We start from the raw sequence: 16,077 nt of genomic DNA on the forward strand, positions 1-16,077 counted from the left end.
CTGGCCGCGAGCGCCACCGAATACCTCAAGCCTCTTCTCCATGGGCCGGGTCACGCGCTCGACGTGCGCACACCGCTGGGCCGTTTCAGCGTCGTCGTCCCCGGGGACGGCACCCTTAGTTCGCCTCGATGGGCTCCGGTCATGCGTCCACGGACGCGGCCCGGTGGGGCACCTTGAGCGCGACTATGCCCGCCTTCGGGGCGAATGGAAAACCCGAAATACTTGGTTCCAAATCAAAATTTTTTTCGTGGAAGAAGAGCTTACGTCGCGTCGCCGAAGAGCCGTGTGGTCGCTGACCGTGGCGTCATCAAACTGATACGGGAATCCGGTTTGGCTCGTCGTATCGGAGGCTGTCCCGGAGGCGAGCGTGGGCGAAGATACCGATACGACCCGCGTCCGGACCTTGTTCCTGTCCGACATGCACCTCGGCACAAAGGGGTGTCAGGCGGACCTCCTCCTGGAGTTTCTGCGCGACTACGATGCGGACGAGATCTATCTCGTCGGCGACATCGTGGACGGCTGGCAGCTGAAATCGGGCTGGTACTGGCCGCAGAGCCACAACGACGTGGTGCAGAAGCTCATGCGCAAGGTCCGCAAGGGCTCGACGCTGGTCTACGTCCCCGGCAACCACGACGAGTTCCTGCGCGATTATATCGGCATGACATTCGGCGGGATCGAGATCGCCGACCAGCGGGTACACGTGGCCGCGGACGGCAAGCGTTACCTCGTCATTCACGGCGACCAGTTCGACATGGTGGTGCGCCACGCCAAGTGGCTCGCCTTCCTGGGAGACGGCGCCTACACCTTCGCGCTCTTCGTCAACACCTACGTCAACACCGCGCGCCGGCGCCTCGGGCTCGCCTACTGGTCGCTCTCGGCCTGGGCCAAGCTGCGCGTCAAGAACGCCGTCAACTTCATCGGGAAGTTCGAGGAACTGTTGAGTGCCGAGGCCAAGCGCGTCGGCGCGGACGGCGTCATCTGCGGGCATATCCACCATGCGGCCAACCGCCAGATCAATGGACTGACCTACCTGAACACCGGCGACTGGGTGGAATCCTGTACCGCCATCGTCGAGCACTACGACGGCACAATGGAGGTGCTCCACTATCCGACCCTGTTGCGCGCCCGCGCCGCCCGGACCGATGCCATCGGGCATCCGCATGCCCGTGGGGCGCGAGCCGTCGCGTGAGACTCCTCATCGCCACCGATGCCTGGCACCCGCAGGTCAACGGCGTCGTCCGTTCCCTGGAGAACATGGCGGCGGCTGGTCCCGCCTTCGGGTTCGAGCCGATCTTTCTGACGCACCAGGACTTCGCCTCGCTGCCGCTGCCGGGATACCCAGAGATCCGTCTCGCCTATGCCACGAAGCGGCATGTGGCCCGGCTCTGGGACGACCTGCGTCCCACCCACGTCCATATCTCGACGGAGGGTACGGTCGGCTTCGCGACGCGCCGCTACTGCCTCGCACATCGCCGCCCCTTCACGACGAGCTATCACACGCGATTTCCAGAATATCTCTCTGCTCGCGCACCCGTGCCGGAAGCCTGGAGCTATGCGTGGCTGCGCCGGTTCCACGGCGCCTCGAACGGCACGATGGTCTCGACGCCATCGCTGGAGCGCGACCTCGGCGGGCGCGGCTTCACCAACCTGATGCGCTGGACGCGGGGCGTCGATACCGACCTGTTCCGCCCCCGGGAACCCGGATCGCCGGAGCCCGCGATCCTGGCCGGCCTGCCGCGACCGATCTTCCTGTCCGTCGGCCGGCTCGCGGTGGAGAAGAACCTCGACGCCTTCCTGAGCCTCGACCTGCCGGGCACGAAAGTCGTCGTCGGCGACGGGCCGGATCGGGCGCGCCTCTCCGCCATCGATCCCGGTGTCCGCTTCCTTGGGACGCGGACCGGGGCCGACCTCGCCGACATCTACGCCGCCGCCGACGTCTTCGTGTTTCCGAGCCTGACCGACACCTTCGGGATCGTACTGCTCGAGGCCCTCGCTTGCGGTGTCCCGGTCGCAGCCTTCCCGGTCACCGGCCCTCTCGACGTCATTGGCGGCACCGGCGTCGGCGTTCTCGACACTAACTTGGCGACCGCCGCCCTCGCCGCCCTCCAGATTCCGCGCGCGCAGTGCCGCGCGGAGGCCCTGCGCTACACCTGGGCGGAGAGCGCGCGTCAGTTCTACGACAACATTGCCATCGCCCATGGAACGGCGCCCGCCCGGACATGGGCCGCGGGTAAAGCGCCCCGGAGCGTGGTCGGGCTCGGCTGAGACGTGGACCGGCCGTCGGTGCCACGCTAGGGACCGACGGCAATCACACCCGTTCCGGATCTCCCTGCAATGCCGCCGTTCGACCCGAGCCTGGCTTCGACCTACCCGGCCGTGATCGGCTGCGACGAGGTCGGACGCGGGGCGCTCTGCGGACCCGTCATCGTCGCGGCGGTCTGGTTCGATCCGGCCGTGTTCCCATCCGATCTGCTCGCGCGTCTCGACGACAGCAAGCGCCTGAAGGCATCCGAGCGTGAGGCCCTGACGCCCCTGATCCGTGCGCGGGCGCAGGTCGCGGTGGCGGCCGGCTCACGCGCCCTGGTGGATCGGCTCAACGTGCGTGGTGCCACGCTCGACGCCATGCGGCGGGCCGTGTCGGCCCTCGAACGTGACGCACCGGTGCGCGTCGATGGTCGCGACGTGGTGCCGGGGATCGACCTCCCCTGCCAGGCCGTGATCGGTGGCGACCGGCTGGTGCCGCAGATCGCGGCCGCTTCGATCGTTGCGAAGACCCTGCGCGATGCCCTGATGCGACGGCTGGCCGGACGCTACCCCGATTACGGCTGGGCCAGCAATGTCGGCTACGGGACGCGGACCCACCTCGCCGGCCTCGCCGCGCGTGGGCGCTCGCCGCATCATCGCCTGAGCTTCACCCGGGCCTACGGACTTAGAACAGGCTGAGTTGATCGCTTGGCACGCGGAAGAGGTCAGTGCGCAGGCGACGCCGCGTCTCCGGATAGCCGAGACGGCGCCGGGCCAGGCGCATGCGCTGGTCGATCAGTTCGGCGTAGGCGCCGATTCCCGTCATGCGCGTCCCGAAGGCCGCATCGTAGGCTTTTCCATTCCGGGCCGCGCGCACCAGCGACATGACGTGCTGCTGCCGGCCCGGGTAATGCTCCGCGAACCAGTCATTGACCAGGGAGTCGAGTTCAAGAGGCAGCCGCAGGAGGACATGGCTGGCCTCGACGGCGCCGAGGTCGCGGGTCCGGGCCAGGATCGTCTCGATCTCGTGGTCGTTCAGGGACGGTATGATAGGCGCGACGATGACCATCACGGGAATTCCCGCAGCACTGAGGCGTTCGATTGCCTCCAGGCGCTTCTCAGGGTGCGGCGCGCGGGGCTCCATCCGCCGTGCCAGCCCCGGGTCGAGGGTGGTGACAGAAATCGCCACTTTCACCAAGTCGTCCCGTGCCATGTCGCTCAGGAGGTCGATGTCGCGGGTGACGAGATTCGATTTCGTGACGATTCCGACCGGGTGCCGGAAACGCGCCAGCACCTCCAGCACCGCACGGGTGAGGCGATGGCTTCGCTCGATCGGCTGGTAGGGATCAGTGGCCGTGCCCAACGCGATGGTGGCGGGGGCGTAGCCCCGCGCTGACAATTCCCGCTCCAGCAGGGCGGCGGCATTCGCCTTCTGGAAAAGCTTCGTCTCGAAGTCCAGCCCGGGAGACAGCCCGACATAGGCGTGGTTCGGGCGAGCGAAACAATAGACGCAGCCATGCTCGCAGCCCCGGTAGGGATTGATCGAGCGATCGAACGAGATGTCCGGCGACCTGTTGCGCGTGATCAGGGTCCGTGCCTGCTCAAGCATCACCTCGGTGCGGAGTGGAGGGCACTCGGGTGACGCCTCCCAGCCATCGTCGAACACGACTTGCCGTGTCGGTTCGAAGCGACCTGTGGGATTGGCGGTCGCTCCCCGACCGCGCCGCACCGGGGACGGTGTCGTCGCATCCCCCAAGCGTTGCGTTCCGGGTTGCGCCGGTCGTGGCGTTCGCATGCTTTGCTCGGCTCCGTTCCAGGAGAACGGAACATATCAGGAACATTTCGCAAGCGAATGCATCTATTTGCGGCAAACGGCGGTACGAGCTCCGTTTCGAAGCGTCTTATCGAGGACCGTGGGAACACCCCCGCTTTCGACGTCGCGAAAATGCGGTATGCGCGCGCATGATTTCGGCTCTGATCTCGGTGGCAAGGCCAACCGACCCCGACGCGATCGATCACCTCGCGGATACGCTCGGCGCGCTGGTGGCGGGCGTCGCAGCGGGTCTGATCGGCGACGCGGTCATCGTCGTGCCGGTCGCAAACCTGGCCGTCGAGACGGTGGCGGAGGCAACCGGCGCCAAAGTCGTGCTGCGAAGCCGGGGGGCGTCGCCCTGGTCGGCGGGGGCGAAGGTGGCACGTCGGGACTGGATCCTCTGCCTGGAAGCAGGCGACGTACCGGCGGAAGGCTGGATCCGCCTCCTCGACCGGTTCATCGGCACGGCCCGGCCGGATGTCTCGCTTGCCAGGCTGCGACGTTCGCACACCGGCCTGCCGGCCCGCCTTGCAGCCCGAAGCGAGACCGTGATCGGTGTGAGTGCTCCGAGGCCTGGTGATCTTGTACGCCGGGACCGCCTGCTGAACGGCCCAAACTTTCCCCGCCGGCTCAGGGTCCGCCGCTTGTCCGCACGCCTCGACCGCGCCTGACGGATCGGACTGAAAGCGGAGACGGTTTTCCAATTCGTGCCGGTGCCGTTCCTGACGCTACGGTCCGGCACTCAGGGGGCGCCCGCGTGAGATCCATGGCTGGCGCGCCTTGGCCGATCGTCGGCTCGATACCCCATCGCGACGACCCGTATCTGGATCGGGTAGGATTATGGCGTGGTGGAGATCAAAACTGACGCGGATGTTTGCTTTAACTTTTGGCAGCATTCATGCTGTGATTCCGCTCTTCATTTCTTGTCGGAATTCGTTCTATATTAGACGGGTTCGATGAAATGCGGGGTGTAACCGATGGTGGTTCATCGGTGTTGGGCAAAGCGGCAATCAAGCTTCGTTTCGGCCTTCAGCTTGATCGCTTGGCTCGGACCGATATTGGGATCTGTTGCGCAGGAATCGGAGGGCGCCGTGTCTGGCGAGGCACCCATGATGCGGGGTCCGACCACGACCCGCGTGCTCCCAGGGAACGAACCGGACGCCATCAGGAATTCTCGGCAAGGCCTCGTCCTTACCAGCCGGGATATCCGCGGCGAAAGCGGTCAACGTTTACCGCTCAACATTTCGATACGCCGTAAGAACGATATCACCGTCGAGAGTATCAAGCTCGTGGGCCTACCGGCCGGGTATGTTCTCGGCGATTCCCTTCGTTCTGTCAGGTCCGACGAGAGCGGTGAGAACCTCGACGTGACGGGATGGGACAGATCCAGTCTCTGGATCGAGCCACCCGACAAGCGCAGCGAACACTTTTGGCTGTCCCTCGTCGTGGTCTGGAAATGGAAATCCAGCGGATCGATCGAAGTCACCATGACTGACTTCTCGGTCGAGGTTTCACCGAACGTCGGATCTCGTGGAATCTCGACAGGTGCTTTGCTTCATCACCCAAGCCCAGACGAAAACGGCCAGACGCCCAGCAACGCCATTGTCCCATTGCCTCCGGGTCCAGCATCGCCTGAACCACAGACGTCCAAATCCGACATCACGTCCATGCGCGACGCTGACACGAGCATCCCTTCGAAGGAGGCGAGGGCCCCGCCCCCAGCGCCGAAGCCGTCTTCCCCAGCGCAATCCACGGATGCCCGCTCCTTCGTCGTGCGTGCGAAGGATCTGATCGCGCGGGGGGACATCAGCGGCGCCCAACTCTTCCTCGAGCGAGCACGCGCTCGCAACGAGCCGGACGCGACCTTCCTGCTGGCCCAGACCTGGGATCCGAAGATGCTGCGTCAATGGAACGTCCGCGGTCTTCGACCCGATCCGGAGCGCGCCCGCGCCCTCTACGACGAGGCGAGTAAGGGCGAGACGACGGACGAACGGCTGCGGTCGGCCAAGAACCGGTGAACTGGATACGACGAACAGGAAGGACGGATGACATGTGGAGGTTTTTCGGGTGCGCATCCCTCCTCAGCCTTCTGATCGCCATGGCTGGTCTATCGGTGCGGCACGCGGAGGCAACGCCCGCGCTCCCCGTACCGGAGCCTTCGACGGAAGCTGCGCTCGGCGAACGCATGAACGCCAACACCGTCTCGGTGATCACTGGCACCCCCGGCGGAACCTATTTTCGCATCGGTGCCGATCTGGCCTTCGTCCTGAACAATGGTGACAAACTGCGGGTCCTGCCGATCCTCGGCAAAGGCGCGGGCGAGAATGCCTATGACATCCGGTTCCTGAAGGGCGTGGACCTGGGTTTCGTTCGAACGGATACCCTGGAGCAGCTCCGCCGGGACACGCGCCTCAGGAACATCGAGCAGCACATTCACTTCATCGCCAAGCTCTTCAACGACGAGCTCCACATCATCGCGCCATATGCGGTGAAGGGCGTCGGTGATCTCGCCGGCAAGCGTGTCAGCTTCGACGTCAAGGGCAGCGGGACGGATTACAGCGGCCGCGTGATGTTCCGCGAACTCGGCGTTGCGGTCGAAGCGATCAACGTCGATCAGCCCACGGCCCTGGAGATGCTGCGCAACGGTGATCTGGACGCCGTGGTCTCCGTCGCCGCCAAGCCCGTGGCGTTTATCACCTCATTCGACCCGGGGGACCGGTTTCATCTCGTGCCTGCACCCTACCCCAATACGATCAGCGAAGCTTACGTGCCAGCCTCGCTCTCGCCCGCGGATTACCCGAAACTCGTCCGGGGCGATGTCCGAGAAACCCTGGCGGTCGGCACTGTGCTCGGAGTGTACAACAGCCAGAAGGGCACGGTCCGGTACGAGAAGCTCGTGCGTTTCGTGGACGCGTTCTTCGGGCAGTTCGACAAATTCTTGGCGCCTCAGCGGCATCCAAAGTGGCGGGAGGTGAACCTCGCGGCTTCAGTGAAGGGTTGGACCCGATTTCGGCCCGCTCAGGACTGGCTCGACCGCCATCGCGAGCAGGATGTCGCCTCACAATCGGAACTCGACCGCTTCCTCCTCACGCAGTCCGCACGGCCGGCCGGGAAGGAGGAGGTCTATCAAGCGTATCTGAAGTGGCGTCAGGCGCGGTAGCCGGTCCCGGACAGAAGCCCCCGATCCGCCCTCGTGGAAAGACACCTCCGACGCGGACGCCGACACCTCAAACCGGAATTGAAGCACCCCGACGCAGGTGCTCGTCGAGGCGCGGCATGATCTCGACGAAGTTGCACGGACGGTGGCGATAATCGAGTTGCGCGCCCAGGATCCCATCCCAAGCGTCACGGCAGGCACCGGGCGAGCCCGGCAGGACGAAGACATAGGTGGCGTTCACGACTCCGGCGGTCGCGCGGGATTGCAGTGTCGAAGTGCCGATCTTGTCGTAGGAGATACGATGGAAGACCGCCGAGAAGCCGTCCATGCGCTTCTCGAACAAGGGTTCGATCGCTTCGGGTGTCACGTCGCGACCTGTGAACCCGGTACCGCCCGTGGTGATGACCACGTCCACCCCGGGGTCGCGGCTCCAAGCCTCCACCCGCTGCCGGATAGCCTCGACCTCGTCGGGCACGATGGCACGCGCCGCGAGTTTATGCCCGGCTGTGCCCAGCCGTTCGACCAGGGTATCACCGGAGCGGTCGTCCTCCGCCTTGCGGGTGTCCGACACTGTGAGGACGGCGATGGCCAGCGGGATGAAGCTGCGGGTCTTATCGGACGCGACCATCGTGGCGGACCTTTGATCGGGAGCAGGTAGAGCCGTCGTAACTGCGACAATCATTGGTCCCGCCGGCGGGAGCCCGCTTCAGTTACGGGCTGCGCGGAACGTATCGCAGGATTTTGTCTGGCCGCTGCGATAACCGGTCATGAACCAGCGCATCCGCTGCTCTGACGAGCCGTGGGTGAACGAATCCGGCACTGCGTAGCCCTGGGACTGCTTCTGAAGCTTGTCGTCGCCGATGGCGCTCGCAGCCTGCATGGCCTCCTCGATGTCGCCCGGCTCCAGCGCATTGTACTTGTCGTTCGAGTTCTTGGCCCAGACGCCCGCGAGGCAATCGGCCATGAGTTCGACGCGCACGGACAGCTGGTTCGCTTCCGTCTTGCTCGAGGCGCTCTGCTGACGGCCCTGCACCTTGCCGAGAATACCGAGTTCGTCCTGGACGTGATGACCGACCTCGTGGGCGATCACGTAGGCATAGGCGAAGTCACCCTTCACGCCGAACTTCTGCTCCATCTCCTTGAAGAAGGAAGTGTCGAGATAGACCTTCTTGTCGAGTGGGCAGTAGAATGGCCCCATCGCCGCCTGCGCCGAACCGCAGCCGCTGCGCGTTCCGCCCTTGTAAAGCACCATCGTCGTCGGACGGTACTGGCGACCCGTCTGGTTAGGCATGACCTCTTTCCAGACGTCCTCGGTGTTGCCGAGGATCGCGGAGGCGAAGCGCCCGCTCTCATCCGTCGGCTTGGTCCGGCGCTGGGACTGCGTCTGCGGATCGACCTGGTCCTGGCGCGGGCGCCCACCGCCCGACATCTGCTCGGCCCCGCCGATCAGGATCGCCGGGTTGATCCCCGTGACCCAACCGATGATGCACAGGACGACGATGGTGCCGATGCCGAGACCGCCCGCACCGCCACCGGGGAAGCCGAATCCACCGCCGCCACCGCCCTCGCCGCGCCGGTCCTCGACGTTGTCCGAACTCCGGAAATCTTCCCAGCGCATAATCTCGTGACACCCTGTTCGGACCTGCGGCGTCACACACGGCCGCGTGAAGTAAGTCGTGGGCGCGGGATACGGTTCCGCTTGGGAAATGGCCCTAGCGCTCTCAGGCCTTCCCGTCGAGTGCCGCACGCAGGGTGCGGAAGTCACGCCAGGCCAGGCGCTTCTGCAGGGGCTGCCGGAGGAGATAGGCCGGATGCAGCGTAGCCAGTACGCGGATCTCGCGCTCGCCGACTCGGTAGAGATAGAAGCGGCCCCGTGCCTTCAGGATGCCGTCCTTCGTGCCGGTAATCGCCTGAGTGGCCGGGGAGCCGAGACAGACGATGAGGTCGGGATCCGCCAGTTCGATCTGCCGTTCGATGAACGGCTTGCAGATCGCCACCTCCTGCGGGGTTGGATTGCGGTTCCCCGGCGGCCGCCAGGGCACGATGTTGGTGACGTAGGCGGAGGTCCGGTCGAGGCCGACAGCCGCCATCATGCGGTCGAGGAGCTTGCCCGAGCGCCCCATGAACGGCTTGCCGATGCGGTCCTCGTCGGCCCCGGGCGCCTCGCCGATGAACATCAGCTTCGCGGCCGGATTGCCATCGGCGAAGACGAGGTTCTTGGCTGTGAATTTCAGCGGGCAGCCGTCGAAGCCGGCGAGCAGCGCCTCGAGTTCCTCCAGGGATCCGACGTCACGCGCCCGCGCCCGTGCATCGCCCGCCGCCTCGCCGGGTCGGGCCGCCGCCGACTGCCCGAAGGTCCGGTTCTGGGCCGGCAGCGTGGCACCGCGGGGCGGCAGTTCGGTGCGGAACGGTTCCTCCCGTGGGGCGGGCTCCGGTGACACCCGCATCGGCGCGTTTTGAGCCGCCTCCGGTGCATCAGCCTCATTGAAACGATCGTGTGGCGTCTCGTCCAGAAACAGGTCCAGGCCTGCCTCGACGTGGAAGTCGAGGTTGGCGATAAGATCCCGCTGCCTGTCGTCGGTCTGGCTCATGCTCCGGATGTGGCGTACCGCGCGCCTGTGGACAACGGGCCCTGCGGCACCACGCACCACCTTTCCCCTCGCTTTCCTCGAGCTGCGCCGACGTGCTGTGCATGAGCGCGGCGGTGCGCCGCTTGCGTTCGCAGGTTGGAATGGGTTGAGAGTGATCGCCAGACATGTGATCGCACCACAAACGCCCCGTCATTCAATCGGGGCTCCCCAGGAGGATGACGGATGGCGCTGCCCGAACGCGAGGCGATGGAATTCGACGTGGTGATCGTGGGAGCAGGCCCGGCCGGCCTCGCCGCCGCGATCCGCCTCAAGCAGATTGCCGCCGATGTCAGCGTGGTGGTGGTGGAGAAGGGTTCCGAAGTCGGGGCGCACATCCTGTCCGGTGCCGTCATCGACCCGTCGGGTCTCGACACACTGCTGCCCGAATGGCGCTCGGACGAAGCCCGTCCGCTCCGGACGGCCGTGGAGCGCGACGAATTCATGTTCCTGACGAAGAACAGCGGCGTCACCATGCCGAACCTGTTCTTCCCGAAGCTGATGTCTAACCACGGCAATTTCGTCGGGTCGCTCTCCAACGTGACGAAGTATCTCGGCGCGAAGGCGGAAGAACTCGGCGTCGAGATCTATCCGGGCTTTCCCGCCTCCGAAGTGCTCTACGATACGGCCGGCGTCGTCGTCGGCGTCGCGACCGGCGACCTTGGTATCGGCAAATCCGGCGATCCGCGCGACGATTATACGCGCGGCATGGAGCTTCGGGCCAAGTACACCGTCTTCGGTGAAGGCGCTCGCGGCTCGTTGACGAAGACGCTGATCGACCGCTTCAAGCTTAATGCCCATAGCGACCATCAGAAGTACGGCCTCGGTGTCAAGGAACTCTGGCAATTGGCACCCGACCGGTTCCAGGCCGGGCTCGTGCAGCACACCATGGGCTGGCCCTTGCCGAACAAGGCCGGCGGCGGCTCCTGGCTCTATCACTTCGATGACGGCCTGCTCTCGGTCGGCTTCGTGACGCACCTGAACTACGAGAACCCGACCCTGTCGCCGTTCGAGGAGTTCCAGCGCTTCAAGACTCATCCGATGATCCGCGAGACCTTCGAGGGCGCGAAACGCATCGGTTATGGCGCCCGCGCGATCATGGAAGGCGGCTGGCAATCGGTCCCGAAGCTCGTCTTCCCGGGAGGTTGCCTCGTCGGAGATTCCGCAGGCTTCGTGAACGTGCCCCGCATCAAGGGATCGCATAACGCGGTGCTCTCGGGCATGCAGGCGGCGCAAGCCATCGCGCAGGCTCTGGAAGCGGGGCGCCAAGGTGACGAACTCAGCGCCTACGAGAACGGCTGGCGCGACAGCCCCATCGGTCAGGACCTGAAGCGCGTGCGCAACGTGAAACCGCTCTGGTCGAGGTATGGCACCCTGGTCGGCGTCGGCCTCGGCGGTCTCGACATGTGGTCGAACACCATTCTGGAAGCTTCGCCTTTCGGCACGCTCAAGCACGGCAAGCCGGACCACGCCACCCTGAAGCCGTTGGCCGAGGTGACCCCGATCGTCTACCCGAAGCCGGACGGCAAGCTGACCTTCGACCGGCTTTCCTCGGTCTACCTCTCGAACACCAACCACGAGGAGGATCAGCCCGCACACCTCAAGGTGCTCAACCTCGACCTGCAGAAGACCTCCGAGCACGATGTCTACGGCGGCCCGTCGGCACGCTACTGCCCAGCCGGGGTCTACGAATGGGTGGCGGATGCGGGCACCAGCGACGGCGTACGCTACCAGATCAACGCGCAGAACTGCGTCCACTGCAAGACCTGCGACATCAAGGATCCCAACCAGAACATCAACTGGGAGACCCCGGAGGGACCCGGCGGGCCGAACTATCCCAACATGTAAAGGGCCGCTCGTTCACGGGTCGATGAGCTGAGTCGAATGCGGGATGGCGGGCGCGGATGCCGCCATCCTTATGCCTTGCTAGGAGGGCGGTAAGAGTCCAGTGTCCCGCCCCAAACGAGCCCGGCTGCGTCACTGGCCGGTGCGCAGGAGCCGTGATCGGTGCCCATGAACGGAAACGTCAAGACGCCTCGGAACGCCGGGCGGGCCCTCTCGGCCCTCGCCCTCTGCCTCGCGGCGTCCCTGCCCGCATGGGCAGCCCAGCCTCGCGAATCCGCACCGGTCTCGGAGTACGAGCCCGCGGAATCTCTTGAGGGTAATTTCCTCTCCGCCTACATCGCCGGGGCCTCCAAGGACACGGCGGCCGCCGCCAGCTTCTACCGTGAGGCCGTGAAGGCGGACCCGCGCAATGCCGAACTGCTGGAGCGCGCCTTCGTATCGCTGCTCGCGGATGGCTCCCTGCCCGACGCCTTCCGGGCAGCCGAGCGCCTGACCAGCCGCGACGGCTCGAACGGCCTCGCCCAACTCGCCCTCGGCGTCCGTCAGATCAAGGCCGGTCAGTTCGCCCAGGCCCGCCAGAATTTTGCGCGCAGCGGCCGGGGTGCTGCCGCCGATCTTACGGGCACACTTCTCACCGCCTGGGCCTTCGCCGGGGCCAATGACGGCAAGCGGGCGCTCGACACGATCAACAAGCTGAAGGGCGAGCGCTACTACAACACCTTCCGCGACTTCCATGCCGGATTGATCGCGAGCCTAGTGGGCGATCAGGCTGAGGCGGAGCGCCGTCTCAAGGCCGCCTACGACGCCGACCGCAATACCCTGCGGATCGTCGACGCCTATGCGCGCTTCGAGGCACAGGCCGGCCGCACCGACCTTGCGATCCAGGCCTATACCGAGTTCGACAAGGTGCTGCCGCGCCACCCGATCGTGCGCGACGCCCTGACCAAGCTGAAGGAAGGCAAGCCCCTCGCCCGCTTGGTGAATTCGGCGCAGGAGGGAGCTGGCGAGGTCCTGTACGGCCTCGGCTCCGCCGGCTCGACCCAGGGCGACGAACTGCCTGCAGTGGTCTACCTGCGACTTGCCCTCTACCTCGCGCCCGAGCACGCCCTCGCTCGCCTGACCCTGGCCGACATCCTCGATCGGATGAAGCAGACAGATCGCGCCAACGAGGCTTACGCGCAGATTCCCACGACCTCCCCGCTGCGCCTCAACGCAGACGTCCAGATCGGGTTGAACCTGGAGCAGATGGGCAAGGGCGAGGAGGCGATCACGCACCTGGATGCCGCCATGAAGGCGCATCCCGACGACATCGATGTCATCTCGGCGCTCGGAAACGTCCAGCGCTCGCGCAAGAAGTACGAGGAGGCGGCCGAGACCTACAGCCGCGCCATTGCGCTCATCGGCGACCGCCCGGCCTCCAACTACTGGACGACGTTCTACTTCCGCGGCACGGCCTACGAGCGCGCCAAGCAGTGGCCCAAGGCCGAGGCTGACCTGAAGAAGGCCCTGGAACTCGTGCCGGCCAGCCAGCCCGGCGCCCGGGCCCAGGTTCTGAACTACCTCGCGTATTCCTGGGTCGACCAGAACATGAATATCGACGAGGCCTTCACGATGCTCAAGCAGGCGGTCGATGCCGCCCCGCGCGACGGCATGATCATCGACAGCCTCGGCTGGGCTTACTACCGCCTGGGGCGCTGGGACGATGCGGTGCGCGAACTGGAGAAGGCGATCGAGCTCAAGCCCGGCGATCCCACGATCAACGATCACCTCGGCGATGCTTACTGGCGCGCCGGTCGCCGCCTCGAAGGGAAGTTCCAGTGGCAGCATGCCAAGGACCTGAACCCCGAGCCGGAGGATCTGGAGAAGATCAACGCCAAGCTCAAGGACGGCCTGCCCGAGCTCGACAAGCCGGCTGCCACCGCCGAGAACCCGCCCGAAGGCAAGGCCAATCCGGAACTGCCGAAGGGCGCCCCTGCACCGAGCGAACCCCCGGGCGCAGCTGACAAGAAGAGCGGCGGCTGAACTGCGAGGCTTGACGCGATGCGCGCTCCGGGGCCAGACCCGCCGCGCATCCGTTCCACGTCGAGCCCCGAGGGTCCGTGTCCCGTCTCGCCACCCGTGCCCCGGCCAAGATCAACCTGACCCTGCATGTCCTCGGCCGCCGCGCCGGGGACGGCTACCATGAGCTCGAAAGCCTCGTGGTCTTCACCGGAGCTGGCGACGGCCTCACCCTGGACCCCGGCCCGGATCTTGGCCTGACGGTCACCGGTCCAACGGCAGGTCCGGCTGGGCCACTTGGCGACAACCTCGTCATCCGTGCAGCGCGCCATCTTGAACGCCAGCGGCCTGGTCTTGCGCTCGGCAGCTTCCATCTCGTCAAGCGCCTGCCCGTAGCGGCCGGGATCGGTGGCGGCTCGTCCGATGCGGCTGCCGCCCTGCGTCTCCTCGCGCGCCTGAACCGCATGGCCGCAGACGATCCGGCCCTGCTGGCCGCCGCCCGCGCCACGGGAGCCGACGTCCCGGTCTGCCTCGACCCTCGGGCGCGCATGATGCTGGGGGCGGGCGAGACGATCGGTCCGGCGCTCGGGCTCACGCCCATTCCTGCCGTCCTGATCAATCCCGGCGTCCCGGTCGAGACGGCTCCAGTCTTCCGCGCCCTCGGGCTCACCCCCGGGCAGCGTCATCCCGGTGACCCGCATCCGACGATCGGTCCTGGGCTGGCGCCGGAGGCCTTGCTGCAGGCGCTCGTGCCGGCGCGCAACGACCTCGAAGCCCCCGCCCGGCAACTTGCCCCCGTGATCGACGACGCCCTCGGAGCCCTGCGCGGCAAAGCGGGTTGTCGATTGGCGCGCATGTCCGGATCGGGTGCGACCGTGTTCGGCCTCTACGGGGACCGATCGCAAGCCTCCGCGGCCGCCAGAGCCATCAGGGCTGCACACCCGAATTGGTGGGTGGCCTCGGCCCTTCTTCGCTGAGAGCTTTAGCTTCCTCGCGTCTCGAGGTGTGACCGCCTATCACGCATGGCGCTCGAACGAGCCAGAAGCGTTCATGCGCGGAAAATCTTCACGCGACGGTATCCCGGCAGGCGGTCCAATCAGCCGCTTCGATTGAAACGCCTCTGCGATCCTAGTCGGTGCGGGAAGGATGCGCAAAACGGGAGCGCATAACGAAGGACATCGCGGCTACGCTCTCGATACCCGTTGCCGACGCAGGGATCATCTGAGGATCGCCGCAGCGCGCGGTAACCCCATCACCATGCCGGGTATCCGGACCGTGGAGCCACTGCTGCGCCCGGCTGAGATCGCCAAACCCGCCGAGCCCATCGGCTTCGTGGTGGACTGCTTCCGAGCCGGGTCAGTAGGCGCGGGCGATGCAGAAATCGACGACCTGCAGCAGCGCCTGCTTCATCGGGCTCGGCGGGAAGGTTCCCAGTGCCGCGCGGGCTCGGTCTCCATAGAGGCGTGCCCGGGCCATCGTCTCTTCGAGGGCGCCGTGGCGTCGCAGGGTTGCCCGGGCCGTGTCAAGATCCTCGGCCTTCACGTCGCCCTGCTCCAGGGTCCGCGTCCAGAACGCCCGTTCGGTGTCGTTGGCACGGCGAACCGCCAGCACGATCGGCAGGGTGATCTTGCCCTCTCGGAAATCGTCACCGACATTCTTGCCGAGGCTGTCGCTGGTGCCGCCGTAATCCAGGACGTCGTCAATGAGCTGGAAGGCGATGCCGAGGTTCATGCCATAGGCACGGCAAGCAGCTTGTTCGGCTTCCGTCCGGGCCGCGAGCACGGGCCCGACTTCGCAAGCTGCGGCGAAGAGTTCCGCCGTCTTGGCGCTGATCACCGCAAGGTATTCGTCCTCGCTTGTCTCGATGTTCTTGGCTGCGGTGAGCTGCATCACCTCGCCCTCGGCGATGATTGTTGCCGCCGCCGAGAGGATATCGAGGGCCTTCAACGACCCGACTTCCACCATCATGCGGAAGGCCTGTCCGAGCAGGAAGTCGCCCACGAGGACGCTCGCCTCGTTGCCCCATTTGATGCGCGCTGCGACCTTGCCGCGCCGCATGTCGCTCTCGTCCACGACATCGTCGTGCAGGAGCGTGGCCGTGTGCATGAATTCGACGCTGGCTGCGAGCTTGACCGCCCCATCTCCGGAATAGTCGCATAGATCAGCGGTGGCCAACGTCAGAATTGGCCGCAGGCGCTTGCCGCCCGAGGAGATCAGGTGGTTGGCCACCTCGGGAATCATCTCGACGTCCGACCCGGTGCGGGACAGAATCGTCGCGTTGACCCGCTCCATGCCGCCGGACACCAGCGCCACGAGGTCGGCCAGGCTCGCCTCCGGGTCGCGGTTGCTCTCATCGATCGGAACTACGACGCCCAAAACCGCGCGGCCTCCAC

Annotated in this window: 14 protein-coding genes; 9 read left to right on the forward strand and 5 right to left on the reverse strand. The window is 65.9% G+C overall.

Annotated features, from left to right (window positions below; genetic code table 11):
* The first annotated feature begins 418 nt into the window (after positions 1-418).
* The 3 genes from OF380_RS02345 to OF380_RS02355 all read left to right on the forward strand — a co-directional run bounded on the left by OF380_RS02345 (position 419) and on the right by OF380_RS02355 (position 2,943).
* Positions 419-1,189: a UDP-2,3-diacylglucosamine diphosphatase gene (locus OF380_RS02345; protein ID WP_404810592.1), complete on the forward strand. Its 771-nt coding sequence runs from the start codon at positions 419-421 to the stop codon at positions 1,187-1,189.
* Positions 1,186-2,265: a glycosyltransferase family 4 protein gene (locus tag OF380_RS02350; RefSeq protein WP_264049193.1), complete on the forward strand. Its 1,080-nt coding sequence runs from the start codon at positions 1,186-1,188 to the stop codon at positions 2,263-2,265. The genes OF380_RS02345 and OF380_RS02350 overlap by 4 nt, the downstream gene beginning before the upstream one ends.
* A gap of 69 nt (positions 2,266-2,334) precedes the next feature.
* On the forward strand, positions 2,335-2,943 hold the full coding sequence (locus OF380_RS02355) for a ribonuclease HII (protein ID WP_264049194.1): 609 nt from the start codon (positions 2,335-2,337) through the stop codon (positions 2,941-2,943).
* On the opposite strand, the gene OF380_RS02360 is transcribed toward OF380_RS02355, so the two are convergent.
* Positions 2,930-4,039, reverse strand: a complete 1,110-nt coding sequence (locus OF380_RS02360; protein ID WP_264049195.1) for a PA0069 family radical SAM protein — start codon at positions 4,037-4,039, stop codon at positions 2,930-2,932. The genes OF380_RS02355 and OF380_RS02360 overlap by 14 nt on opposite strands.
* 167 nt (positions 4,040-4,206) lie before the next feature.
* On the opposite strand from OF380_RS02360, the gene OF380_RS02365 reads away from it, so the two are divergent.
* The 3 genes from OF380_RS02365 (at position 4,207) to OF380_RS02375 (ending at position 7,217) form a co-directional block, all read left to right on the forward strand.
* Positions 4,207-4,728: a hypothetical protein gene (locus tag OF380_RS02365; protein WP_264049196.1), complete on the forward strand. Its 522-nt coding sequence runs from the start codon at positions 4,207-4,209 to the stop codon at positions 4,726-4,728.
* 438 nt (positions 4,729-5,166) lie between these two features.
* Positions 5,167-6,075: a hypothetical protein gene (locus OF380_RS02370; RefSeq protein ID WP_264049197.1), complete on the forward strand. Its 909-nt coding sequence runs from the start codon at positions 5,167-5,169 to the stop codon at positions 6,073-6,075.
* 80 nt (positions 6,076-6,155) lie between these two features.
* Positions 6,156-7,217 carry a TAXI family TRAP transporter solute-binding subunit gene (locus OF380_RS02375; RefSeq protein WP_264051153.1) on the forward strand — a complete coding sequence of 354 codons (1,062 nt, stop codon included), beginning with the start codon at positions 6,156-6,158 and terminating at the stop codon, positions 7,215-7,217.
* Between the two features lie 67 nt (positions 7,218-7,284).
* On the opposite strand, the gene moaB is transcribed toward OF380_RS02375, so the two are convergent.
* From moaB to OF380_RS02390, 3 genes are all read right to left on the reverse strand, one after another.
* Positions 7,285-7,842, reverse strand: coding sequence for a molybdenum cofactor biosynthesis protein B (gene moaB / locus OF380_RS02380; RefSeq protein ID WP_264049198.1), 558 nt, complete (start codon positions 7,840-7,842; stop codon positions 7,285-7,287).
* 78 nt (positions 7,843-7,920) lie between these two features.
* On the reverse strand, positions 7,921-8,832 hold the full coding sequence (gene ypfJ / locus OF380_RS02385) for a KPN_02809 family neutral zinc metallopeptidase (RefSeq protein WP_264049199.1): 912 nt from the start codon (positions 8,830-8,832) through the stop codon (positions 7,921-7,923).
* 103 nt (positions 8,833-8,935) lie between these two features.
* Positions 8,936-9,805, reverse strand: coding sequence for a uracil-DNA glycosylase (locus OF380_RS02390; protein ID WP_264049200.1), 870 nt, complete (start codon positions 9,803-9,805; stop codon positions 8,936-8,938).
* 222 nt (positions 9,806-10,027) lie between these two features.
* Here OF380_RS02390 and OF380_RS02395 point away from each other — a divergent pair, with 222 nt between their 5' ends.
* The 3 genes from OF380_RS02395 to OF380_RS02405 all read left to right on the forward strand — a co-directional run bounded on the left by OF380_RS02395 (position 10,028) and on the right by OF380_RS02405 (position 14,661).
* Positions 10,028-11,689 (forward strand): electron transfer flavoprotein-ubiquinone oxidoreductase, encoded by a 1,662-nt coding sequence (locus OF380_RS02395; RefSeq protein ID WP_264049201.1) that lies wholly within the window; start codon positions 10,028-10,030, stop codon positions 11,687-11,689.
* 165 nt (positions 11,690-11,854) lie between these two features.
* Positions 11,855-13,708 carry a tetratricopeptide repeat protein gene (locus OF380_RS02400; protein WP_264049202.1) on the forward strand — a complete coding sequence of 618 codons (1,854 nt, stop codon included), beginning with the start codon at positions 11,855-11,857 and terminating at the stop codon, positions 13,706-13,708.
* Between the two features lie 77 nt (positions 13,709-13,785).
* Entirely contained in the window at positions 13,786-14,661 is an 876-nt protein-coding gene (locus tag OF380_RS02405) for a 4-(cytidine 5'-diphospho)-2-C-methyl-D-erythritol kinase (RefSeq protein ID WP_264049203.1), read from the forward strand.
* Between the two features lie 379 nt (positions 14,662-15,040).
* Here the strand turns inward: OF380_RS02405 and OF380_RS02410 are convergent, their stop codons facing one another.
* Positions 15,041-16,060 (reverse strand): polyprenyl synthetase family protein, encoded by a 1,020-nt coding sequence (locus OF380_RS02410; RefSeq protein WP_264049204.1) that lies wholly within the window; start codon positions 16,058-16,060, stop codon positions 15,041-15,043.
* Between the last annotated feature and the right edge of the window lie 17 nt (positions 16,061-16,077).

It is taken from the genome of Methylobacterium sp. FF17 (genome assembly GCF_025813715.1).
GTDB classification, from domain to species: Bacteria; Pseudomonadota; Alphaproteobacteria; order Rhizobiales; family Beijerinckiaceae; genus Methylobacterium; species Methylobacterium flocculans.